Source organism: Ruegeria sp. R13_0, assembly GCF_017743995.1.
Lineage (GTDB): Bacteria > Pseudomonadota > Alphaproteobacteria > Rhodobacterales > Rhodobacteraceae > Ruegeria.
This window is the reverse complement of the sequence record NZ_JAGHRB010000005.1, coordinates 37,035-62,153: the sequence shown is the minus strand read 5'-3', so window position 1 is coordinate 62,153 and position 25,119 is coordinate 37,035. Positions and strand designations below refer to the sequence as shown.

Here is a 25,119-nt window from a genome sequence, read left to right as displayed (position 1 = left end):
AGCGCCGCACGAATGTGCGGCGCTTGGCCCAACCGGAGGAGGGCAATTCCAATGCCCGCGCGACGGGCGGGAGCGTTCAGCCCTCTTTGTGGATCTCCACCGAATGCGGATAGGGGATCGAAACACCCTTCGCATCGAAGGCTTCTTTCACAGCCTTGGTAAGTTCGAATTTCACATCCCAATAATCTGCCGCTGCGCACCACAGACGTGCGGTCAGATCGACCGAGCTATCGCCCAGATTGGTCACACGCACCCAAGGTTCCGGATCTTTGTGAATACGCGCGTCCGCGTTCGCCACGTCCAGAATGATCTTCATCGCCTCATCCGCACTGTCGCCATAGTCGATCCCGAACACAAGATCCACGCGGCGCGTGTCATGCGCCGAGTAGTTGGTAATGATCGACCCCCAGGATTGCCCGTTTGGCACGATGATCTGCACGTTGTCCGGCGTCACCAGTTCGGTCGTGAACAGATTGAGATCCTTCACCGTCCCCGCTGTCCCGCCGATGTCGACAAACTGGCCCAGTTTATACGGACGGAACACGACCAGCATCACACCAGCTGCCAGGTCGCTGAGTGTCCCTTGCAGCGCCAGACCAATCGCCAGAGACGCGGCACCCAGAATGGCCACGATGCTTGTTGCCTGGATCCCGAAAATCCCGAGAACGGCAACCAGAACCATCGCCAGGATCGCCCATTTGACAAGGCTGGCCATGAAGTTCCCTAGTGTCGGGTCGATCTGCGGCGTTGCGTTGATGCGCCGCCGCACCATGCCAGCGATTGCTCCAGCAACGATCCAGCCCAAAATCAGTACGATCAGCGCCTTGACCGCGCTCATGATCAAAGGCGCAAAAGCACCCACCTGTGTTGCAACTTCATCCACGCGCATTTCCTTTCTCAAACATCAATCCCGCGGCTTTCGCGCGGGACTCGCTGAATTGTGAGTGAAAAACGCAAATCGGTCTAGGTGCGAGTTGCTGCCGTTTTCCCCATTGTTCGCCAGCAAACAACGGGTGACCTACACTGCACAGCTTGGGGGGCTGACAAATACACGACTCCATGCCTAACTCGAACGAAACCGCCCGAACAGGAGCTTTCGCATGTTGGACACCACCTCTTTCCCGATCATGGCCAAATGGCCGCCGCAACACCCCGATCGCCTTCAGCTTTATTCCTTCCCGACGCCAAACGGGGTCAAAGCCTCGATCATGTTGGAAGAAACCGGCCTGCCTTATGAGGCACACAAGGTCACCCTAGCCGATGCAGATGTCAAAAGCCCCGAGTTTCTGTCGCTGAACCCCAACAACAAGATCCCTGCGATCATTGACCCTAATGGCCCGGATGGCACCCCCATCGGCGTGTTCGAGAGCGGCGCGATCCTGCTCTATCTGGCCGAGAAAACCGGGCAATTCATTGGCCAATCCGCCACCGACAAGCATCGCATCACGCAATGGCTGATGTTCCAGATGGGTGGCCTTGGGCCGATGCTCGGACAATTGGGCTTTTTCTACAAATTCGCAGGCAGCGAGATCGAAGACCCCCGCCCGCGCGAGCGCTATATCAATGAAGCCAAACGCCTGCTCAACGTCCTGAACCAGGAACTTGAAGGTCAGGACTGGATCGCCGGAGACTACTCGATCGCCGATATGGCCATCGCGCCCTGGCTGCGCGGGCTGGATTTCTATGGCGCCAGAGAGGTCGTTGGGTGGGACGACCACGCCAATCTCACCGCCTATCTGGATCGGTTCCTTGACCGCCCCGCCGTACAAAAAGGTCTGGTGACACCCGCCCGCGACTGACTTCAAAGGGGCTTGCGACCATCCCGGCGCGCAAGCCCTTTTCGCAGCCTAGCCCGGCAATGCGCCGGTCAGAACATAGCGCAAGATTTCCACAACCTGGCGCGGTTCCTCCGCAACTGCCAGCGCGGCAGCATCAACCTCTTTCAACGCGTGCTGATGATCGGCGCCGTGCAGCACAATGATCGACTTTCCCAACGCAGCCGCATAGCCCGCGTCAAAGGCCGCGTTCCACTGCTTATATTTGTCACCGAACCGGACAACCACAACATCCGCATCCGAGATTCCCTTGCGCGTCCGGATCGCGTTCACCATCGCGCCCTTGTGGTCGTGCCAATACTTGTTCGGCTCGGCGCCCAAAACGGCCACACCACAATCATCACTGGCCGCGTGATCGGTCACCGGGCTGCTGAACGTGACATCTAACCCCTCGGCACCCGAAATAATCTGCTCACGCCAATCGGTGTGAATCTCGCCAGACAGATAAACCTTCAACTTCGTTCCTCTCCTCCCGTGAAAAAGGGGCGCACCCGCCCCTTCATCCTTTCAAAAATACTCCCGCCGGAGGCGGACAAACCCTAGCCGCGCAGAACGCCGCCTGTGGCTTTCGACACCTTGGCAATGATCTTCTCAGCCACGGCCTCGATATCCTTTTCCTTCAGCGTCTCGTCTTTCGGCTGCAACCGCACGGTGATTGCCAGAGATTTCTTGCCCTCACCGAGGCTCCCGCCGATGAACTCATCAAAAACGCGAACGTCTTCGATCAAGGCCTTGTCGGCCCCCGCCGCAGCATTCACCAAAGTCAGAGCTTCGACAGTATCATCGACCACAAAGGCAAAGTCACGCTCAACCGCTTGAAGGTCGCGCAGTTCCAGCGCGGCGCGGGTTGCGCCGGATTTGCGCGGCAGCGGCACCTCATCCGGCCAGATGGTGAAGGCCATTGCCGGACCTTTGATATCCATCGCCTGAAGGATGCGCGGATGCAACTCACCAAACACGCCCAGAACCTTTTTCGGGCCGAGGTAGATCTTGCCGTGACGACCCGGATGCCACCAGGCGTCTCCGTCGCGCAGGATCTGAACCTTGGCGGGTGCGCCGATTGCGGCCAGAACCGCCTCGGCATCCGCTTTGGCATCAAAAAGATCAACCGGGCGGGACGCGCCGTGGACGTCTTTGGGACCGTTACGGCCAACCAGCAGACCGGCTATCTGTGTCTTCTGATCGCCCGGCTCGCCGTCATGGAAGACCGGGCCGACCTCGAACAAGGCCACGTCAGCATAGCCGCGCGCCTGATTGCGCGCTGCGGCTTGCAGCAGGCTGGGTAGCAGATCGGGGCGCATATGGCTCATCTCGGACGAGATCGGGTTCTCCAGACGCGTCGCGTCATCTCCGCCGCCAAACAGCGCGGCCGAAGCCTGATCAATGAAGGTATACGAGACGCATTCGTTATACCCCAACGCGGCACAGGTACGTCGCGCCATCGACTGACGACGCTGTGTCGGGGTCATCACGGGTTTTGGAATGCCATCGGTCACGCGCGGCAAGGGCTTGCCCTGCAACTTGGTCAGAGACGCAATCCGCGCGACCTCTTCAACCAGGTCGGCCTCGCCCATCACATCGGGACGCCAGCTGGGCACATGCGCCATCTCGCCTTCCAGACGGAAGCCCAGACGGGTCAGAGTCTGGCGCTGCTCGCTTTCGGCAATATCCATCCCGACCAAAGACTGCACACGCGCCGCATCCAACTTGTAGGCGCGCGCATGGTTCGGAGCCCTGCCGGCCTCAACCACCTTGGAGACCTCACCGCCGCAGATATCCAGGATCATCTGCGTCGCCTGCTCCAACCCTTCCAGCGTGTATTCCGGGTCGATCCCACGCTCGAACCGATAGCGCGCGTCCGAGTTGATCTTGAGAGCACGACCGGTCAGCGCGATTTGCACGTGATCCCAGAACGCGCTTTCGAGGAAGACATTCACGGTTTCATCAGTACAACCGGTTTCCTCACCACCCATGATACCGGCGATGGACTCAGGCCCATTGTCGTCTGAGATCACCATCATGCCGGGCTGCAGTGTGTATTCTTTCTCATCCAGCGCCACCAGTTTCTCGCCACCTTTGGCACGGTGAACACGCAGGTTGCCCTGCACCTTGTCCGCGTCAAAGACGTGCAGCGGGCGGTTCTGGTCGTAGGTCATGTAATTGGTGATATCGACCAGGGCCGAGATCGGACGCAGACCGATTGCCTTCAACTGATCCTGCAACCACTGCGGGCTGGGGCTATTCTTCACGCCACGGATCAGACGGCCGGTGAAATGAGGCGCGCCGTCCAGCGTATCCTCGTCGATCGTTACCTTGATCGGGCTGTCGAAATCACCCGGCACCGGCGCATAGGCGCGCTCTTTCAGCGTGCCAACGCCGCGCGCAGCCAGATCGCGTGCAATACCTGCAACGCCCAACGCGTCCGGGCGGTTGGGGGTGATCGCAATCTCGATCATCGGGTCGATCTTGGAGGGGTCATTCTCGGCCAGCCAATCGACAAATGTGTCGCCGACCTCGCCTGACGGCAGTTCAATGATACCGTCATGCTCATCCGACAGCTCCAGCTCACGCTCCGAGGCCATCATGCCAAAGCTCTCAACGCCCCGGATCTTTCCGACACTGATGGTGATATCCAGACCGGGGATATACATGCCTGGCTTGCAGACAACGACGGTGATGCCTTCGCGCGCGTTTGGGGCGCCGCAGATGATTTGCAGATCGCCCTCATCCGTCGCCACAGTGCAGACACGCAGCTTGTCGGCGTCGGGGTGTTTCTCGGCATGTTTCACATGGCCCAAGGTAAAGCCCGCCAGACGGTCCGCCGGGTTCACGACCTCTTCGACCTCAAGGCCAAGATCGGTCAGCGCCTCAGTGATCTCTTCAACCGACGCATCGGTGTCGAGGTGGTCTTTCAGCCAGGACAGAGTGAATTTCATTGCTCGGGGCCTTTTTTGGCAGATATCCAGTCGGCACAGGCAATGGCAAAGATTGCGCCAAGGTGCAAGCGCTGCGGGCTACGGATAGGTAGGGGTGCGGCCCAAAAGCTCGTCCAATTGCCGCCCGATCCAGCCATGGGGGATGAAATGGCCACCTGGATGGGTATCCAGCACCACCTGCCCCTGCGCGCAATCGGTCCATTCCACCCGGCTGAGGGTCAGGATCGGCACCACGCTCCAATCGCCACGCGGGGTCGCGTCGTGGCAGTCGTATTTCGCGCGCCACAGGGCCACCGGATAGGTCGTGTCACCATTCGCGCCATAGGGAAAATCCATCACCGTATCGCTGAGGCCGTGGACATGGCGCGCCTCAAGCGGGGCTTCGGGGCAATCCTCGGTCTGGCGAATACTGCCTGCAACGGCCAGCAAGGCGGCAATATCATTGCCCGACTGGCACACATAGCGCCACGCCATCGCGCCGCCGAAGGAATAGCCCGAAACATATATACGCTCCGGATCAACCGGATAGCGCTTGGCGACATCCTCCAACACGCGGTCGGCAAAGGGCACATCGCCCGTGCCCGAGGTCCAGAAATCCCAGCTTTTGCCCAGCCCGTTCGGGGCCACCAGCAACACGCCCCGCAGCTTGGTCGCCCCGGCAATGCGTTCATGGTTCACCACCACAGTGCCCTGCCGCGCCCAGCCGTGGAAATGCAGCAACACCGGCAGAGGCGATTCACCATCCCAGCCATCTGGTTCAAGTACGTGATACGAGCGATCGCCGAGTTCGCAGGCGGAATCGCCGTGGCAGGTGTCCACAGCAGCGGCTTGGGTGGCGAGGAGCAGAAGCGGACAAAGTAGTCGATAGATCATAGGCCGGAGCCTAGCCAGCCTGAGCGCCAAGTCACGTCACAAACCTGTGGGAACCTGTAACAAGCCGCGCTATCGCCATTGGTCATATCAGATCACGAGCCGCGCTGTCGCCAGACTGCGGGATGGCGATCCTTGGTCTGTATTCGGCACTTTATGCCAGCCAAATCCGAGCCCTGTTCGAGCGTTGCGCGGGTGGAGACAAATCGCCAGCCCGTCCGGGCGGTCTGGAGATGGCGCGGCAGCCTATCGGCCTTTGCTCTGCGCCTAAAATTGAAAACTAAAAATAACCCATACACCGATTATTCTTTGACAAAATCAAAAGCTCAGTGACGAAAATCGGTTAGCGTTTTCCAATTATCAATGATGCAGACATTGCATCAACCAATGCTTTCGCAAACTTGTCAGTTACTTCAGTATCGCCAAAGCTATCACGTCTCATTTCGATCAGAGTTTTTTCATAAGCGTCAAAAAAATCACGCTCGGCGCTGGCGGTATCGTCATCATCAAAAGGAGTGCCACTATTACTTGTGAACGTTACCCTCATTAGGTTTTTCATCGCTGCATCAGTTGATTTCAACGGCGCAATAACCTTGTCAGGTGCAGTGACTAATAGCTCAGCTATCAGAAGCTTAAACTCTAAAAAATGCTCAACTGCTTTATCAGCCTTGTCCATTTGTTTATCCAAAAGCAGTTGCTGAACTTTGCCCATAAAGTTCCGATACAGAGTTCTCCGTTCTTGCAGAATCTGGTTTTTACGATCTATTGATTTTTGCCAATTGTATACTATCCCGCCGCCAGTCAGCGTCAGCAGTGCAACCAATACTGGCAGCAGCGATTTCAGAATTTCTAGATGTTCTGAACTCACCGCGATAAACCACCATGCAGGTTCGGCATATCCAGCGCGGCAAACCCATAATGCCGCAGCCAGCGCAGATCGCTGTCAAAGAACGCCCGCAAATCCGGAATGCCGTATTTCAACATCGCCAGACGGTCGATGCCGATGCCGAAGGCAAAGCCCTGATAGACCTCGGGGTCGATGCCACCGGCGGCGATCACCTTGGGGTGGACCATGCCCGAGCCCAGAATCTCCATCCAGTCGTCGCCCTCGCCGATCTTCAGCTGGCCATTGTCCCAGGAACAGCGGATATCGACCTCGGCCGACGGCTCGGTGAAGGGGAAGTGCGAGGCGCGAAAGCGCAGTTCGACGTCGTCGACCTCGAAGAACGCCTTCACGAACTCTTCCAGAACCCATTTCAGGTTCGCCATCGAGATGTCCTTGTCGATGGCCAGACCCTCGACCTGATGGAACATCGGCGTGTGGGTCTGGTCATAATCGGCACGGTACACACCACCCGGACAGATCACGCGGATCGGCGCGCCTTGCTTCTCCATCGAGCGGATTTGCACCGGAGACGTATGGGTCCGCAGCACATGGGGCGGGCGATCATCGCCCTCGCCGCGATGCATGTAGAACGTGTCCATCTCGGCCCGCGCGGGGTGGTGACCGGGGATGTTCAGCGCGTCAAAATTATACCAGTCGTCCTCGATCCGAGGACCTTCAGCCACGGCAAAGCCCAGTTCGGCAAAAATCGCGGTCAGTTCCTCGGTCGCCTGGCTGATCGGGTGGATCGAGCCCTCACGGCGCGCGCGGGTCGGCAGGGTGACGTCCAGCCATTCTGTGCGCAGACGCTCATCCAGCGCGGCATCGGCCAGAGCGGCCTTCTTCGCGGAGAGCGCCGAGTTGATCTCGTCCTTCAGGGCGTTCAGCGCCGGGCCTGCGACCTGACGTTCCTCGGGCGTCATCTTGCCCAGCTCGCGCATCTTCAGCGCGACCTCGCCTTTTTTGCCCACGGCAGCGACGCGGATCGCTTCAAGCGCGTTCTCGTCGCCTGCTTCGGCGATTTGGCCCAGATATTTTGCCTTAAGATCGTCCATGACGCCCTCTGAATTTGGTCGCCAACCTGCTATCGGGCCAGCCCCGCGAATGCAAGCGGGACCGGGCGGATCAATAGCTGTATTCGGGGAAAATCCGGGTCAGGTCGCCGTTCCAGTCGCCATTGTAGTGTTCCAGCAACTCATCGGCGGGCACCTTGCCGGTGTCGATGCTTTCCTTCAGCGCGTTCAGGAAATGCGTCTCATCCGGGACCAGACCGCCAGCACCGGGGAAAGCACGGGCTTTCAGACCAGCCTCAGAGATCGCCACGACCTCACGCGCCAGATCATGCATGTTGATGTCCCCGACCTGGGCCTGCAAGCCCTTGACTGCGGCCTGAACACGCAGTTCCTCGCGGGTTTCAGCATCCCAGGTTTTGACCAGATCCCACGCCTCATCCAGCGCGGTTTGGTCATAGGTCAGGCCGACCCAGAAGGCCGGCAGCGCGCACAGGCGACGCCACGGACCACCATCGGCACCGCGCATCTCCATGAATTTCTTGATCCGTGCTTCGGGGAAGGCCGTGGTCAGATGGTCGGCCCAATCGGAAAGTGTGGGAGTCTCACCTGGAAGAGCAGGCAGTTCGCCCTTCAGGAAATCTCGGAAGGACATGCCCAGAGCGTTGATATACTGGCCGTCGCGATAGACGAAATACATCGGCACATCGAGCGCGTATTGCACGTAACGCTCGAACCCGAAGCCCTCTTCGAAGACGAAAGGCAGCATGCCGGTGCGCGCATCGTCCAGATGCCGCCAGATATGGCTGCGCCAGCTTTTCTGGCCGTTCACCTTGCCCTCAAAGAACGGAGAGTTCGCGAACAGCGCCGTTGCCACCGGTTGCAGCGCCAGCGCCACGCGCAGTTTCTGCACCATGTCGGCCTCAGACCCAAAGTCGATATTAACCTGAACGGTGCAGGTCCGGCGCATCATGGCACGGCCCATGGTGCCAACCTCTTCCATGTAGTCGTTCATCAGCCGATAGCGCCCCTTGGGCATCAGCGGCATCTCTTCGTGGGTCCAGATCGGAGCCGCGCCCAGACCGATGAAGCCTACGCCGATCTCATCGGCGATATCCTTCACTTCGCGCAGGTGCGTGTTCACCTCATCGCAGGTCTCGTGGATCGTCTCGAGAGGGGCACCCGACAATTCCAGCGCACCGCCGGGTTCCAGGCTGACATTTGCGCCGTCTTTTTCAAGACCGATAAGGTGGCCCGCTTCGCGCACTTCTGCCCAGCCATGGCGGTCGCGCAGCCCTTCAAGCACCGCAACGATGGACCGTTTGCCTTCAAAAGGCAGCGGTTTGAGGGTGTCTTTGCAATAGCCGAACTTCTCATGCTCGGTCCCGATACGCCAATCGGCCTTGGGCTTGCAGCCCGATTCCAGATATTCGGCCAATTGCTCGTGGCGCTCGATCGGACCGCCGCCGGACTGAGGGATGGACATGAACCGATCTCCGATCCTGATGTGTCTGTCTTATCGGTCAGTCCTGAGCGCAAACCGCGCCAGTGTCAATGCAGCCGAAGGTGGGCCGGGCGCGAGGAGGTTTTTTCCCAGATCACCACCGGATGGCGCGACCCGCCGTGGAGTTCGGCCAGCATCTGTTGCGTTTTCAATCCCGGCAACGCCGAGAACACATCGAACAGCGCCTCGGCACCTTCGGCATTCACAGGAATGTGAAGCGTCGGTTGACCCGGTTGGTCCAACACCCAATGCGCCGGGCTTGAGGTCGGATCAAGCGCGAGTCGCTCGATCTCGCGCGTTGCCACCATGCCGCCATCCAGCGGGCCGAGATAGGTGATCTGCCCCTCATCGACGCTGACGACGCCCTGCCCGCCTGCGCCAGTGCGAAACCGGGCACGCTGCACGCCGATCACTGTCAGAGCGACCGCGACTGCCACCAGCACCCAACCAAGAACGCCCAGCAGACCGCCGGGTCCACTGACCCAGCTGAGGCCCAGAACCAGCACAAAACCGGCCGCGACGACCTCGCGCCAGCGCCACAGGACCATTTTGGCTTCGGGTCGAATGAAACTCATATCAGTGTTCCTGTCTCAGCGCTTGGACGTGATAGGCGATCCCCAACCCCCTCAAAATCGGGCCGAGAGGCGCAGAGTTCAAGAGGGGGTTTCGTATCTCGGACTAGTCCCGGAAAGCGCGTTCTTTGACGCGGATCACCGGTTTGGTCAGATACTCAAGCACGGTCTTCGGCTCGGAGAGCATATCGACCTGCGCAACCATGCCGGGGATCACGTCCAGTTTCTGCCCATCCGCATCGGTCAGCGAGCCGTCCAGCTGAATCTCGACCACATAGACCGAGGTTTCCCCATCCGGGGCCAGAATCGTATCCGCCCCGATCCGCGTCACCCGCCCATCCAGCGCACCATAGCGCGAGGCATCATAGGCGGTGATGCGCACTTTCACGTCCTGATCGGGCCGGATGAAGGCAATGTCATCGGGAGCCACATAGGCCTCGACCGTGACGGTGTCACCGAAAGGCACGATCTCGGCCACTGTCTGGCCCTGCTGCGCCACGCCGCCCAGCGTCGAGATCAGCACCTGATTGACCACCCCGCGCGCCGGGGCACGGATTTCCGCCCGCGCCAATCTGGCCTGAAGGGCGGGAATACGCGTTTCAAGCGCGGCGAGCCCGGCCTGTGTTTCGGTCAATTCCCTATTCGCGATGGAGCGAAACTCCCGCTTGCGGGCAACGATCTGGCTGTCGATCTCGGTCAGGGCAGCCTGCGCCATCAGGATGCGGTTTCCGGCGTCACTCAACTGCCCGTTCTGACGGCTGAGTTCCCGGCGCAGGTCAATCATTGCGATGGGGCTTTCGATCCGACGCTCGACCAGAGGCTGGATCACGCCGATCTCTTCCTCCAACAGGCCGATGGTCTCATTGTTCACATCCTTGCTGATCCGGGCGGCCTCGATCTCGGCCAGCTTGATCTCGCGCCGGGCGTCCAGAACCTCAAGATCGGCGGTCAGATGGGCTGCCATGGCCAGGAACAGATCCCGTTCCGCGTCGAGCAGTTTCCCCTCGACGCCCTCACGATCAGGCATGTCGAATGGCTCTCCGGCAATTTGCGCCTCAAGCCGTGCGCGGCGCAGGCGCAGGGCGGTGGCCTCGGACACGGCGGTGTCCAGCTCGGCCCGCAGCAGCGCGGGGTCAAAGCGCATCAGGACGTCCCCGGCCTCAACCGTGTCGCCAACGCGGATGTTGATCTCGGTTATGGTGCCGGTTTCTGCCGCCTGAACCACCTGCACAAGCTGCGAGGGCACCACACGCGCCTCGGCTCGCGTCACGTCGTCGATCTCGGTGAAATAGGCCCATGTCAGCACGACGGCCAGCAAAGTCACGACCGACAGCAGGATCAGGCCACCGGCGGCACCACGCCTGCCGCGCAGCTCGCGTGCTGTTGCGGTGAAATCTGCCCCGGCCATCCTTACGCCTCCTTCACGGCGCGTGCCGCCGGGCGGTTGCGGACCAGCATATCGTCCTTGCTGCCGTCATAAGTGACTTTGCCGCCATTCAGGACAATCACCCGATCCACCAATTGCAACAGGCTGGTTCTGTGCGTCACCAGCACCAGCGTCCGATCCTCCGACAGCCAACCTTTCAGGTTCTCGATCACCTGCGATTCCGTCTGCACATCCATGCCCGAGGTCGGCTCGTCCATCACAAGCGTCGGCGGATCACCAATCAGCGCCCGTGCAATGGCCACCGCCTGACGCTGCCCGCCAGATACACCTGCGCCGCCCTCATGCACCTGCATGTCATAGCCATGCGGATGCGCCGCCGCGATCCTGTCGGCCAGAGAGATGGCGGCCTTGCTGTGAACCTCATCATCCGTCACGCCAAAGCGTCCTGCGATGATGTTTTCGCGCAGCGTTCCCGAGAACAGCCAGCAATCCTGCAACACCGCCCCGATATTGCGCGTCTTGTCCGCGGGATCCACGGCGCGCGCATCCAGACCGTCCAGCAAAACCGCTCCGTCGTCTGGTTCGTAGAGGCCCAGAATGAGGCGCGCCAGAGTGCTTTTACCCGATCCGACAGGGCCGAGAATAGCGACCTTCTCACCGGGTTTGATCGACAGGTCGATATCCTTGAGGATCGAGCCCAACGCCTCATCATAGGCAAAGCTGACGCCTTTGAACTCGATCTGTCCCGCAATCGTGCGGCGCGAAAGATAGCGGCGACCGGCCTCACGCTCGACCTCCTGCTGCATCAGCGCGTCGATCTGGCCATAGGCGACCCGCGCCTGATTCAGCCGCGTCAGCACCTGCGCCAATTGCGACAGAGGGGCCAGCGTCTTGCCCGTCAGGATCACGCAGGCGATCAGCGCGCCCATCGAGATCACGCCGTCCCGGATCAGGAATACGCCGTAGAATACAATGGCAACCTGCGCGATCTGCTGCACCAGAAGCGTCAGGTTCACCGTGCCCTGAGACACCAGCCGCGTCTTGCCGGAACTATCCGCCTGCGCCCGCACCGTATCGTCCCAGCGCGCGCGCATGACCGGTTCCGCCCCGGTGGTCTTGAGCGTCTCCATCCCCGTCAGGGTTTCCATCAGAACCGATTGTTTGGTCTGCCCATCAACACTGGATTCGCGCGCATAGCGGCTGAGGAACGGCTGCGCCAGCAGGCCGGACAGCAGAGTAATCGGCACTGCAATCGCCGGGACCAGCGCCAGCGGGCCACCGATGGCCCAGATCACCCCGATGAACACCAGCAGGAACGGCAGATCGACCAGCGCCACCAACGAGGCCGAGGTGAAGAAATCCCGCACCACCTCAAAATCCCGCAGGATCGAAGCCATCCGCCCGTTCTGCCCGCCCCGCGCCTTCATCTTCAGCGCCATGAGTTGGTTGAACAGACGCTCGGCAATCTTCATATCCGCGCGCTTGCCCGCCGTGTCGATAAAACGCGACCGCAGGTTCTTTATCAGAAAGTCGAACAGCAGCGCGAACCCGACCCCGGCGACCAGCGCCAACAGGCTGTCCACGGCCTCATTCGGCAGGATGCGGTCATAGACCACCATGGTGAACAACGACGTCGCCAGCCCCAGAATACTGGTCACCATCGCCGCGAGGATGATCTGAACATACACGCCACGCAGATCGCTGAACGCCGACCAGAACCAATGGCCTTGCGGTGTGGTGCGATCCTCGACCGAGCGGCGGGCGCGTGAGGCGCGCAGGATCCAGCGCGCTTTCGCAATACGCTGGTCCTTGCGTCGCCAGATCTGAGGCTCCGACGATCCGCTACTGGCGTCAACGACCAGAAAACGGCCCTTGTCTTCACGGTCGAGAACCACAAACGGCACCCCATCCGCGTCGAAGGCCAGAACCGGGAACAGGATCGGGTCCAGCTTGGTCAACCGCGCCTTGCCGAAATCGGCCTTGTACCCTGCGGCCTCAAGCGCGCTGACCGCGTCCTTGACCGCGTAAGCCTCACTGCTGCCTTTGAAAACGCGAAACAAATCCGCCTCGGACAGCCCGTGGCCCAACCGCTCTGTCAAAAGCTGAAGATGTGTGATCAGCGGGTCTGTGGCGGTTGGGGTCATGGGGATATCACAAGGTTGGGTCAGTCGGCTGCGCGACGCCCAGCGCATCCAGAATATCGCCTGTCACCGCAAGCACCGCATATTCAGCCCGGCGCGCCTGCGCCTCCAACTGGATGACCCGGACCTGCGCCAGATTCAGCTCTCGCAGAGCGTCCAGAATCTGCACGATGGTCGACCGTCCGATGTCGAACTGCCCCCGCGCCGCATCGAGCGCCTGTTCGTTAATCTCAACCGCCCGCCGGGCCGTCGCAAGGCGCCGCTGGATCGAGTTCGTTTCCTCCAGAGCCTGAGACAGGCTGCGCTGCAACTCGCGGCGCAGCTCTTCTGCATCAGCCTCACTTTGCTGGAGGTTGGCCCTTGCCGTTTCCACGTTGGCGCGGGCCGAGCCACCCTGATAGATCGGAACATTCACGCCCAGACGCGCCTGCGCCCCATTGTCGATACTGCCTTCGTTGAAATCGGTCTCAAGGATCGCGGACAGGGTTGGGCGCGTCGCACGCTGGGCCACGACAACCTCTTGCTGTCGTACCTGACTGACAGCAACCTGTGTGCGCAAACGCGGGCTGCGTTCGACCATAGCCTGCGAGGTTGTACCCGCCAGAACCGGAGCCGGAGGGATGGTTGGAATGGCACCTGGGCGGCTGCCGAACACTTCGATCCAGGTGGCTGTCGCCAGTTCGACATCCGTTTCGGCCTGCGCCAACTCGGTCTCGGCATTGGACTGGCGGCCCTGACCGGCGAGCAAATCCGCCACCGATCCGGCACCGGCATCGAACCGGGATTGCAGATCGTTGACCAGCGCCTCGGTGCGTTCAAGGTTCTGCCGGGCCTGATCTTCAAGACGACGATTGCGGTCAAGGTCGATGATGGCCTCAATCGCCTCGAAGCTTTGGGCGCTCAACTCGGACAGCTCGCTTAGCCAGGTCTGACGCGCCTCGATCTGACGCAGCCCGACACGGCCAGAGACCTTACCACCATCATAGATGATCTGACTCAGCCGCAGGATCGGAACCGTATCCCCGTCAGACGTCAGTGAGGTTTCGGCGTTCAACTGGGGTCGGAACGCGCCCCTTTCAGCCTCGATCCGGGATTGCGAGGCCAGAACATTGGCGGTTCCCGCCGCAGTCGTCGGCGACGTGGCAACCGATCTGCGCACCAGCTCGGCGAATTCCGTGCGCGCAACACTACCCTTCAGGTTGCTTTGCGCCGCCGCAGGCTGCGCGGCGGGTTCTGCCGCAGGATCGAACGACTGCGTGCCCTGCAAATCCTCACTGCACCCCGCCAAAACGATTGAGGTCATCACAACCGACAACCAAGTCTTCATGGTGCCAACGCTCCTGGTTTTAGTTCTGCGCCGTCCAGAAGATCATCGGTCAATGCATCCAGAAAGGCGCGGTCTTCCTCTCGCGTTACAGGAGTATTTTGCGGTTGGGAAGCAACCTTGGGCCTTGCCGTTCTTTTTAAATGATTGCGTGACAATAACTGCGCATATGCCGCCCCCAGCGCACCTGATTTCGCAAGCTCAGACAGGGTATCTGCTGGCAGAGCGCGTAGTGCGTCCTCATCCGTTTGGAACAGCTGGCCCGTGTCACGGGCTTGCCGCGGAGTCGGTTGCAGAATACCCGCCTCATGCAAAGCCGAACCGATTTTATGCAGCGCGTCCAAGCCTTTGACAAAACGAGAGAACGCGTTGGCAACCGGCTCCAACCTCGGGTGCAATTGCGCGCCGTCATAGATCGGATGCCCGGTTTCGCCAATACAGTCAGGGTCTTGCCAGATGCCAAGCACAAAACTGCCCGCGTCCGGCAGAAGGGTGAACGGATACATGCGTAGCAAGAACGGCACATGGTTGAATTTCAGTCCGGCGTCCGAACGCAAGGGCGCAAGCGCGTGCCACTTGCCGTTGGCCTGCGCAAAATACCAGGGCATCTCAAGCGTTACCGATGACAGTTCCGACGCCCCGACCAGAACCGAGGGCACATGATCGGTAAAACCGAAATCGGAAGGACTGCGCCAGTGTAAACCGGCGCAGTCCTTGTGTGTCAGAGGTCGCGGCGTGATCGCGACGGGTGAAATCATGGGCACCCTCCGGAGCGTTAAACCAACTCGGACGCGGGCGGCAGGTCGATCTCGGAATATTGCAGGAAGCCGTCGATATTGTACCCGCCAAGGTTGCTACCCGAAAGCCCGCTGACATCCGCATTCGTGAAGCTCGCGATTGTGCCGCCCAGGGTATAGTTGACCCCCGGTGCGCCACTTTCGATCAGATCCTGCAGCACGGCGTTGCCGCTTTGATCGAAGAACAGTGCGTATTCGCCCGGTCCAATCGGATCAAAGGTTGCCGCGATCGAGTCCAGATCCCCCTGATTGGTCGCATCGGTGACCTCCCAAGCGATCGAGAACACCGCCAGATCTTCTTCGACCACAATGCGGTCACCGGAATCTTCGCTATCAGTGAAGCGGAAGCCGTTGATCACATTGGTGCCCGAGTCGGCTGGGTCGATATAGATGAACGCACGATCCTCTGCCGGGGTACTTTCTGCGATATCAACCGTATCGGCTCCGCCCCCGACGATGATGGCCGCATTGCCGCCGCCGTTGAAGGTCACGGCATCATCGCCGCCACCCGCTTCGATCCAGTGGTCGACGCCCTCGATACGGATATCCTGCGCGGCATCATCAGCTACAACGATCAGATCGCGGTCCGCAAGGCCGAGCGAATAGTCGATCGCCCCTTCATTCGTGGCGCTGTCCAGCATCGCAGCAAAGTCGGCAAACGGAATTCCAAGATCCGTCAGTGACCAGACCGGGTTGCCATCCAAGGTCAGCGTGGCCGCTTCGACCGTGCCATTCAACTCCTCGCCCGTTGGGCCAACCGAAAGGGACAAACCAGTGCCGGTGATTGAAAAGGCATAGTTTTCCGCAGCTCCATCTTCGAAGAAGGTGAACTCGGTCGACGATTGCGTCTGCAGGAACTCGGTGATGTCCGACGCGATCAGGGCAAGGTTCCCCGCGCCGGTGATCGTCAGCGTGGCCGGATTGTTCATCCGCCCCGGTGTCAGCGACAGAAGCTCCTCTGCGATGGAATTCTCAAGGTCCCGACCGCTCCAACCGACCAAAGTGACCGAGTCATCAGGGCTGAAGTTGAAACGCAGCGACGGCTGACCGTCAAAGGTGACATCCTCGTAAGCCGGAAGCCCGAAGTCAAAGGCTCCGTCACGGGTTTGCAGCTGATCCACGTCGATGTCGAAGTCATAGACGACGTCATGACCTTCACCCACGATGAAGATGTCCTCGGACGCACCACCCGTATAGGTGTCGACACCGCCGCGCCCCTCAAGGACCGAACCGGTATCCGCCGCCGTCAGCGTGTCATTGCCGGTGCGCGAGCCACGAACCTCTTCGACATTCGACAGGGTGTGGGTAAAGGCTTGGCCGTCCCACGTACCCGTTGCGACGCCTGTTGCAAGGTTGACCGTGACGCCATCTGTCACGTCGCTGCGATCATAGCGCACAACGTCATACCCGCCGCCCGCATTCAGAACATCGGTACCTGCGCCCAAAATGAAACGCTCATCCCGGTCCGAGCCGGTTACGTTGTCATCCTCGTCAAAGGTCCGCAGCTCAATCCGACCACCCGAGCCGGTCACGTTCAGGTCAATCGACCCACCTGCAAAGGCGATGCTGCCGGTATCGAGGTTGGCAGTCGTTGCACCGCTGCCCGCGTCGATGCGGATGATGCCCGAGTTCAGGTTGGCGTTGATCGTGTCATCACCGCCCGCATAAAACGCGCCGAACCACGAGAAGCCGCTGCCCTGGGTGATGTTGATCGTGTCATCCCCAGAGGTCCCTGTGATCCCCAGACCAAAGGCTTCGCCGGGTGTCAGCGGGCTGATGATGTTATCGAACCCATCGCCGAATTTGTTTACGGAACCCTGATTGCTGGCATAGTCAACAAAGGCCTCGATCGGGCCGGTCAGGTTGCTATAACGCAGCTCGACAAAGCTCTCACTATCTGCGTTTGACAGATCGAACTCATCGTCGCCAAGCGAGCCGTTGATGACGTCATCGCCATCGCCGCTGGACAGCGGGTCGATAAAGTCGTTGCCATCTGTCCCGTCAATCACATCCGGGCCGTCTGTTCCGATGATATCGTTGACTGCATAGCGATCTTCGTATTCCTGCTGGAAGTTCGCAACCGTCCAGTCTTCGAACAGGATCGTCGCGCCATCTGGCAGGGTAATCCGGACATCATCGCCGATCTGCTCCGCATTTTGCACCGCCAGAGCGATCTCTTCATCCGTGGCACCGTTGTCCAGTTCGATGTCGTCGATCCCGGCCTCAAAGTCGCGAATGATGTCATTGCCGCGTCCGACGATAAACAAGTCTTCGCCAGCGTTGCCCTGCAGCGTGTCATCGCCAGCCTCACCGATCAGGGTGTCGTTGCCGGCACCACCAATAAGCGTGTCATTGCCACCGCGGCCATTCAGGACAGAGCCCGTATCCGCCGCCGTCAGGCTGTCGTCTCCGTTCCGGGAACCGCGCACCTCTTCGACATTGGACAGGTTGTGCAAGAAGGCCTGACCATCCCACGTACCGGTTGCGGTCCCATCCTGTAGGTTCACCGTCACGCCGGTCGTCACGTCGCCACGGTCATAACGCACGGTATCAAAGCCACCGCCCGCATTCAGGGTGTCGGTCCCTGCACCCAAAATGAAGCGCTCATCCGCGTCTGAACCGACAATTGAGTCGTCTTCGTCAAATGTCCGAAGCTCGATCCGACCGCCAGAGCCTGTCGCATTCACCTGGATGCTTCCGCTGGCAAAGCTGATCAGGCCGCTCGAAAGATCGGCCGTGGTCGCCTCACCGCTTGTATCAACCCGGACGATACCCTCGTTCAGGCTGGCATTGATCACATCATTGCCACCGGCATAGACAATCCCGGCCCACGAGAAGCCAGTGCCCTGCGTGATGTTATAGGTGTCATTGCCAGCGGTGCCGACAAGCCCGATACCCAGCGATTCCCCGGTCGTGTTGGGGTCGGTGAGCGAGTCGAACCCGTCCGCCCCCTTGTCGACAAAGCCCGTATTGTTGGCATAGTCGATCGAGGCCGTGATCGGCCCTCCCAGACCCGAATAGTTCAGCTCGACAAAGCTTTCGCCACCGGAGTTCGAGAAATCGATCTCATCATCTCCGGTCGAGCCGTTGATGAGGTCAAACCCATCGTCATTGCCCTGTGGGTCGATGAAGTCGTCCCCATCGGTGCCGTTCAGAACATCATCACCAAACGTGCCGATGATGTCGGAACCGCTGCTGGCGTTTTCAGCCTGCAGCTCGGCAACCGTCCAACCCTCCAGCCGGAGCGTCGCACCCGTGGACACGAATGTGACCACCACCGCGTCTCCGTCCTGCACCGCATCTGCAACCGCCTGGTCGATCTCGGCTTCGGTATAAGCAGGGTCCAGCTCGATCGTGTCGATGTCTTCGCCCTGATAGTCCTGAATAGTGTCGTTGCCACGTCCGACAACGAACGTATCAGCGCCGCTGCCACCGACCAGCACGTCATCTCCGGCACCGCCGGTCAGCGTGTCGTCGCCACCGCGACCGTCAAGGAACGATCCACTATCCGCTGCAGTCAGATTGTCACCGCCAGTCCGCGAGCCGCGTACCTGCTCGACACCCGACAAGCTGTGCGAGAAGGCCTGACCGCCCCATGTCCCGGTTGCAGTGCCAGCCTCGAGGTTGACGGTCACGCCATCCGAGACGGCGGAACGGTCATAACGCACGAGGTCAATTCCGTCGCCTGCATTAAGCGTGTCGGTTCCGGCCCCAAGGATGAACCGCTCATCTAAGGCCGAGCCAGTTACAGTGTCATCACCATTGCCGGTCACCAGCTCAACCCGGCCACCAGAACCGGTGACATTGAGGTCAATCGAACCGCCAAGGAATGTAATGTCGCCTGTGGTAAGATCCGCTGTGACATCTTCAGAATCCGAAGACGTGACACGTACAACACCCGTGTCGAGTTCCAGATTGACGGTGTCATCACCACCGGCATATACGATCGCCGTAAAGGTTCCCGCATCGTTTTGAGTGATGGTGAAGGTATCATCTTCAGCAGTGCCAAAGATATCAATCCCGTTGGCCTCGCCAGTTGTGTTCGGGCTGATCAACGTATCCGTTCCATCAACTCCGCCGACGCCTTTGACTACCCGCCCCTCATTGAGCGCGTAGTCCAGCGTCACATCGATTGGACCCCCCAAACCACCATATTCCAACGTAACAAAGCTATCGGCACCAGTATTGGTCAGGTCGATCGTATCGTCGCCCAGAGACCCAATAACCCGATCCGGGTCATTCCCGTCGTTGCCTTGCGGATCAATTGTGTCGTCGCCGTCCGTGCCAACAAGCAAGTCATTGCCAGATGTCCCCACGATATCCCCACCGGCGTTTTCGGCCTGTAGCTCGGCAACCGTCCAGCCCTCCAGCCGGAGCGTCGCGCCGGTTGACACGAAGGTGACCACCACTGCGTCGCCGTCCTGAACCGCATCTGCAACCGCTTGGTCGATTTCAGCCTCGGTATAGGCAGGGTCCAGTTCGATCGTGTCGATGGAGTCGCCCTGATAGTCCTGAATGGTGTCGTTGCCACGTCCGACAAAGAACGTATCCGCACCATCGCCACCGATCAGAAGGTCGTCTCCGGCACCACCGATCAGCGTATCGTCGCCGCCTCGACCCTCCAGCCGCGAGCCAGAGTTGGCCGCTGTCAGCGTGTCGTCTCCGGTGCGTGATCCGCGCACGCGTTCGACGTTGGACAAGTTGTGCAAGAAGGCCTGACCGTCCCATGTACCGGTCGCAATCCCGGTCTGAAGGTTCACCGTCACGCCGGTCGTCACATCGCCTCGGTCATAGCGCACGGTGTCAAAGCCGCCGCCCGCATTCAGCGTATCGGTGCCGGCGCCCAGAATGAAGCGCTCATCCGCGTCAGAGCCGGTCACACTATCATCACCGTCGCCGGTTTCCAGCTCGATCTGACCACCAGAGCCGGATACGTTCAGGTCAATCGAGCCGCTGGCGAAGGTGATGTCGCCCGTGGTCAGATCCGCTGTGACATCTTCATCCACGGCGCCGGGGGTCACTGCATTCACACGCACGATGCCGGTGTTCAGCGTCACGTTGACCGTGTCATCGCCGCCTTCGTAGAAGATGCCCGCCCATGTCTCGACACCGTCCTGAACGACGGTAAACGTGTCATCGCCCTGCGTACCGACAAGGCCGATCCCGAACGCCTCGCCCGTGGTTTCAGGGCTGGTCAGCGTGTCGGTACCATCGGCACCCTTATCTACCGAACCCGTGTTGCTGGCATAGTCCAGTGTCACATCGATCGGGCCATCCAGCGCGGCGTAGTTCAGTTCCACAAAGCTGGTGCCACCGGATGTGCTCAGGTCGATCTCGTCATCCCCCTGAGAGCCGTTGATGATGTCGAGGCCATCATCATTGCCTTCGGGGTTGATCGTGTCGTCACCGGGCGTGCCCGACAGCTCATCATCGCCGCTGGTGCCGGTGATGACCTGGCCGACCGCACCCACCAGAACCGAGCGATCTGTCGTCGCGCTGGTATTTCCCAGCGCATCTACGGCGACCGCAGTCACCTGGAAGTTTTCGGTCGGCACATCTGCTGCCGCGAAAGTGACCGAGAAATCACCATTCACGTCAGCCGTTGCTTGCTGGGATTCTACGCCGATCGTGACGGTGACGGTGCTGAACGCCTCGGCCGTGCCCGAGATGACAAGATCATCGGCTTGCTCGGACGGGTCTATGAAGTTGTCACCGGCGACCGCATCCAGAAGCGGCGCGTCAGGCGCAGTTACATCGACAGAGAATCCTCCACCATCAACCGATCCGCTGGACAGAGAGGTCGGCGGCAGGGTCGCCACGGCAGACACCGAATAGTCACCGCTGGCGTCCGGCAGGTCTGCCTCAGCGAAGGTGACGCTCCAGCTGCCATCGGGGGCAACGACGGCCTCCTGTTCCTGACCATCAATCGTCACAGTAACCGTGCTGCCCAAACGGCCCATGCCGGATACCACCAGCCCGGCGGCCAGTTCGGTCGGGCCAAACGTGCCCGAGACCGGGGTGATTGTGGGCGTCAGGGTCGAAATCGGCTCAACCGTCACGGCCTGAGTGGCCTCGTCACCGGTATTGCCTGCCGCGTCCGTGGCCGTTGCGCTGACTGAGAAATCCGCGTCCGGTACATCCGCCGCTGCAAAGGTTACCGAGAACACGCCACCATCATCGGCGACGGTGGTTTCCACGACCCCATTGATCTCCACTTCAACGGAGGCGAAGGCCTCGGCGGAACCGGTGATGGTCAGGTCTGCGCCCTGCTCTTCCAGGTCCAGAGCGTTGTCGCCCGCGACGCTGTCAATCACCGGCGCATCGGGCGCGGTCACATCGACCGAGAACCCACCGCCATCAACCGAACCGCTGGTGAACGCGGTTGGAGGCAAGGTTGCCACGGCAGACACCGCGTAGTCGCCGGTCGTCGCAGGCAGGTCTGCCTCAGCGAAGGTCACGCTCCAGTTGCCGTCGCCGTCCACGACGGCCTGTTGATCCTCGCCATCAATCGTCACGGTAACCGTGCTGCCGGTGCGGCCGGTGCCAGTGACCGTCAGGCCAGCCGCCAAATCGTCCGCACCCAGGACGCCCGAGACCGGATCAACGGTCGGGGTCAAGGCTGAGACCGGCTCGACCGAGATCGCCTGCGTTGCCGAAGCGCTGGTATTGCCCAGATCATCCGACGCCACAGCGCTGATGGAGAAGTCCGAGGTCGGAACGTCAGCGGCATCGAATGTGACGCTGAACACGCCTCCAACACCGGCCACGTCTGTCAGGGTGACGCTGCCGATTGTGACCTCAACCGTCGCGCCTTCATCGGTGGTGCCAGTCACGGTCAGGTCCGAGCCGCTTTCCTCCAGTTCAATGGCGTTATTGCCTGCGACCGCATCCAGAACAGGCGCGGCTGCGGCGTCCAGATCGACCGAGAACCCTCCGCCCGAGACTGAACCGCTGGAGACGGACGTGCCCGCCAATGTCGCCGAGGCAGAGACCGTGTAGTCCCCCGTCGCGTCCGGCAAATCGGCCTCTGCAAAGGTGGCTATCCAGTTGCCGTCGCCATCGACGGTTGCGTCCTGCGTGACGCCGTCAATATCCACGGTCACGGTGCTGCCCGCGCGGCCCGTACCGGACACCACCAGCCCTGCGGCCAGTTCGCTTGGGCCAAACGTACCCGAAACCGGCGTGATTGTGGGCGTCAGGGCCGAGACCGGCTCGACCGTGACAGGCTGTGTGGCCGCGCTGCTTTCATTGCCCAGCGCGTCCGTGGCCGTGGCGCTAACCGAGAAGTCATCTCCGGGCACATCCGCCGCATCAAAAGTGACCGAGAACGCGCCACCCGCATCCGCAACAACCGTTTCAACCACGCCGTTGAGGGTGACCTCAACCGTCGCGCCCGCCTCGGCGGTGCCGGTGATGGTCAGGTCAGCGCCCTGCTCCTCAAGCTCCAGCGCGTTGTTGCCTGCGATGGTGTCGAGCGACGGTGCATCGGGAGCGGTCAGGTCAACCGAGAACCCGCCGCCATCAACCGAACCGCTGGTGAAAGCGGTGCTTGGCAAGGTCGCTACCGCAGAAACCGAATAGTCACCGCTCGCGTCAGGCAGATCATCTTCGGCAAAGGTCACGCTCCACGTGCCGTCGCCTCCGACGACCGCATTCTGATCCGCGCCATCGATGGAGACGGTGATGGTGCTGCCCGCGCGACCCGTGCCAGTGACGGTCAGGCCCGCTGCCAATTCCGCGGACCCCAGCGTGCCCGAGACCGGATCAACAGTCGGAGTCAGAGCCGATTCCGGCTCGACCGAGATCGCCTGTGTCGCCGAGCCGCTAGCATTGCCCAGATCATCCGACGCAACAGCGCTGATGGAGAAACCCGAGGTCGGAATGTCAGCCTCATCGAACGTGACACTGAACGCGCCATCTGCGGCAGCAGTATCCGTCAGAGTCACACTACCGATTGTGACAGCGACAGTGGCGCCCGCCTCGGCGGTGCCGGATACCGTCAACTCCGACTCTCGCTCTTCCAACGTCAAGGTGCCGTCGCTGGACACGGAATCCAGAACAGGTGCCGCCGGTGGCGTCAGGTCAACATCAAAGCTGCCGCCCGAGACGGCCGGAACGGTGAACACAGACGAACCCGAGGGCGCGGCTGCGACCTCAACCGTATAAGCCCCGCTTGCTGTGGGGAAATCGGCGGCGTCAAAGGTGATTCGCCAATTACCACTGCCATCAACGATGGTGGTCTGGCTGGTATCGGTCGTCGCGTCGTCGGCATCGCTGAAAGTCACGCGGACGATACTACCCGGACGACCGGTGCCCGACATGACCGGAGCGCTATCCAGGTTTGACGGACCGTAAGTGTCCGCAAAGTTTTCAGACAGAACGACTGGTCTGAGCGAAACAATAGTGCTGGCTTCTCCCGCGACGTCAACGGTGCCAGCCTCATCGTCCTGAATCGACTCTACAACGCTGCCCTGAAACACTTCTTGCGCAGCTTCGATATCCCGCTGAATTTCTTCGGCCGAGCCATCTGCGTCCGCGATAAGCGTGTTTGTTTCCTGAACATCCGATGCAATAGCGCTTGCTTCGGCCGCGTCTACATTCGCGCTTTCCAGCGCTTCGGCAATCGCATCCGGATCGCTCAGCACATCCGATGGAGAGCTCGCGTCCAGCAATTGTTGCGCAAGCGACGCCGCCGCGGCTTCGGACGCTTCTGATCCGGCTTCGGCAGTATCCTGCGCCGCGGCTGCTGCAGAAATAACGGACGCAACCTGCGCGGCGGCTGCAAAAGCCGCAGGATCACTTGCACTTGTGATGGCCTCGACCGGGTCAAGCTCCAACAGGTTGGTACCGCTGCCCAGACCCAGCGCGGCGGCCAGTTGTTCATTTGCTTCGGCTGCGGTCAGCGGCGTGTCGCTATCGGCGCTGGCTTCGACAAGGCTCTGAACAAGTGTGGTCAGAGGAGTGATGACGGTCGACCCTGCCGGAGCGGTCAGGGTGCCGGTAAACGCCTGACCCGTCGAAGAGTCCGTGCCGCCAATCGACACGATCTTGGCTGTCGGGTTGGACGGGTCCAGAGCGATCGAATAGTTGCCCTGCGCGTCGGTGGTCGTATTCGGCTCCCCCGCGTCAAAAATCGCGTTGCCGTTCAAATCCTGAAATACGGTGGCGTTGACCAGATAGCCATCTACAACCGTCCCCGTGGTAGGGGCGGTCGTCGATCCCGAGCCACCTCCGTCGCTGCCGCCACCTCCGCCGCCACCGGCGGCTCCGGCCAAGGCAAGCCCGCCACCCACGGCGGCCAGCGTTCCCCCGGACACACCTCCGCCCGCGGCTGCGGCCTCTGTCATCTGCAGCGCGACCGCCTCCGAGACCAGAACCTCGCTGCCTGACACGGTGAAGCTGCCCGCAGGCAGGCGCATGACGGCTCCGTTCTCCAGCGTGACCTCGGCGGTACCATCGGGCAGAACCTCAATGGACTTCACCCCGTCCAATGTGCGCAAGGACACGTCTGATGACTGAGCCTGAGCGGTCTCGGCGCTTAGCAGTACAAGGATCAGCGCGGTACCACCTGCGGCCAGCTTGGCCGCAGATTTCGCCGCCAATTGCTTGAGGAAATCCCCCCGCCCCTTGGTATCGGTGGGAACGCGCACGGGTTGCGCCAGCGACGGAGGCAGTGCTTTGATGGACTGATCGAATTCGGCGGAGACACCGCGCAGCTCAACGGTAGATAGGGAGAACGAAGGCGTGCGGGCCAGGCGGCCTTTCAGTTGCGACTGCATATTCATGTGAGAGGTGGCTCCATCGAAAATACTGGTAAAGCGGGGCCAAAAACGGACCCCGACTATTCGTCGGCGAAAATT

Annotated in this window: 14 protein-coding genes; 1 reads left to right on the top strand and 13 read right to left on the bottom strand. The window is 60.7% G+C overall.

Going from position 1 to position 25,119, the window contains the following annotated elements; genetic code table 11:
* Nucleotides 1-76 precede the first annotated feature (76 nt).
* Nucleotides 77-889 (bottom strand): mechanosensitive ion channel family protein, encoded by an 813-nt coding sequence (locus J7394_RS07925; protein WP_247748119.1) that lies wholly within the window; start codon nucleotides 887-889, stop codon nucleotides 77-79.
* Between the two features lie 211 nt (nucleotides 890-1,100).
* Here J7394_RS07925 and J7394_RS07920 point away from each other — a divergent pair, with 211 nt between their 5' ends.
* Nucleotides 1,101-1,799, top strand: a complete 699-nt coding sequence (locus J7394_RS07920; protein WP_209252169.1) for a glutathione S-transferase N-terminal domain-containing protein — start codon at nucleotides 1,101-1,103, stop codon at nucleotides 1,797-1,799.
* Between the two features lie 48 nt (nucleotides 1,800-1,847).
* Here the strand turns inward: J7394_RS07920 and J7394_RS07915 are convergent, their stop codons facing one another.
* The 12 genes from J7394_RS07915 to J7394_RS07860 form a co-directional block, all read right to left on the bottom strand.
* Nucleotides 1,848-2,291 (bottom strand): YtoQ family protein, encoded by a 444-nt coding sequence (locus J7394_RS07915; protein ID WP_209252167.1) that lies wholly within the window; start codon nucleotides 2,289-2,291, stop codon nucleotides 1,848-1,850.
* 83 nt (nucleotides 2,292-2,374) lie between these two features.
* Nucleotides 2,375-4,771 (bottom strand): phenylalanine--tRNA ligase subunit beta, encoded by a 2,397-nt coding sequence (gene pheT, locus J7394_RS07910; protein ID WP_209252164.1) that lies wholly within the window; start codon nucleotides 4,769-4,771, stop codon nucleotides 2,375-2,377.
* Nucleotides 4,772-4,849: 78 nt separating this feature from the next.
* Nucleotides 4,850-5,644 carry a PHB depolymerase family esterase gene (locus tag J7394_RS07905; RefSeq protein WP_209252162.1) on the bottom strand — a complete coding sequence of 265 codons (795 nt, stop codon included), beginning with the start codon at nucleotides 5,642-5,644 and terminating at the stop codon, nucleotides 4,850-4,852.
* 340 nt (nucleotides 5,645-5,984) lie between these two features.
* Nucleotides 5,985-6,509, bottom strand: coding sequence for a hypothetical protein (locus J7394_RS07900; protein ID WP_209252160.1), 525 nt, complete (start codon nucleotides 6,507-6,509; stop codon nucleotides 5,985-5,987).
* Complete coding sequence (gene pheS, locus J7394_RS07895; RefSeq protein WP_170480999.1) at nucleotides 6,506-7,579, bottom strand: phenylalanine--tRNA ligase subunit alpha; 1,074 nt, start codon at nucleotides 7,577-7,579, stop codon at nucleotides 6,506-6,508. The genes J7394_RS07900 and pheS overlap by 4 nt, the downstream gene beginning before the upstream one ends.
* A gap of 70 nt (nucleotides 7,580-7,649) precedes the next feature.
* Entirely contained in the window at nucleotides 7,650-9,020 is a 1,371-nt protein-coding gene (locus J7394_RS07890; protein WP_209252159.1) for a glutamate--cysteine ligase, read from the bottom strand.
* A 65-nt stretch (nucleotides 9,021-9,085) separates the two neighbouring features.
* Nucleotides 9,086-9,613: a hypothetical protein gene (locus J7394_RS07885; protein ID WP_209252157.1), complete on the bottom strand. Its 528-nt coding sequence runs from the start codon at nucleotides 9,611-9,613 to the stop codon at nucleotides 9,086-9,088.
* 103 nt (nucleotides 9,614-9,716) lie between these two features.
* Nucleotides 9,717-11,018, bottom strand: coding sequence for an HlyD family type I secretion periplasmic adaptor subunit (locus tag J7394_RS07880; RefSeq protein WP_209252154.1), 1,302 nt, complete (start codon nucleotides 11,016-11,018; stop codon nucleotides 9,717-9,719).
* 2 nt (nucleotides 11,019-11,020) lie between these two features.
* Nucleotides 11,021-13,141 (bottom strand): type I secretion system permease/ATPase, encoded by a 2,121-nt coding sequence (locus J7394_RS07875; protein ID WP_209252153.1) that lies wholly within the window; start codon nucleotides 13,139-13,141, stop codon nucleotides 11,021-11,023.
* Between the two features lie 7 nt (nucleotides 13,142-13,148).
* Nucleotides 13,149-14,465 carry a TolC family protein gene (locus J7394_RS07870; protein ID WP_209252152.1) on the bottom strand — a complete coding sequence of 439 codons (1,317 nt, stop codon included), beginning with the start codon at nucleotides 14,463-14,465 and terminating at the stop codon, nucleotides 13,149-13,151.
* Nucleotides 14,462-15,220 carry a SapC family protein gene (locus J7394_RS07865; protein ID WP_209252151.1) on the bottom strand — a complete coding sequence of 253 codons (759 nt, stop codon included), beginning with the start codon at nucleotides 15,218-15,220 and terminating at the stop codon, nucleotides 14,462-14,464. Before J7394_RS07865 ends, J7394_RS07870 begins: the two co-directional genes overlap by 4 nt.
* A gap of 17 nt (nucleotides 15,221-15,237) precedes the next feature.
* Nucleotides 15,238-25,044 (bottom strand): S-layer family protein, encoded by a 9,807-nt coding sequence (locus tag J7394_RS07860; RefSeq protein WP_209252150.1) that lies wholly within the window; start codon nucleotides 25,042-25,044, stop codon nucleotides 15,238-15,240.
* Nucleotides 25,045-25,119: the final 75 nt, after the last annotated feature.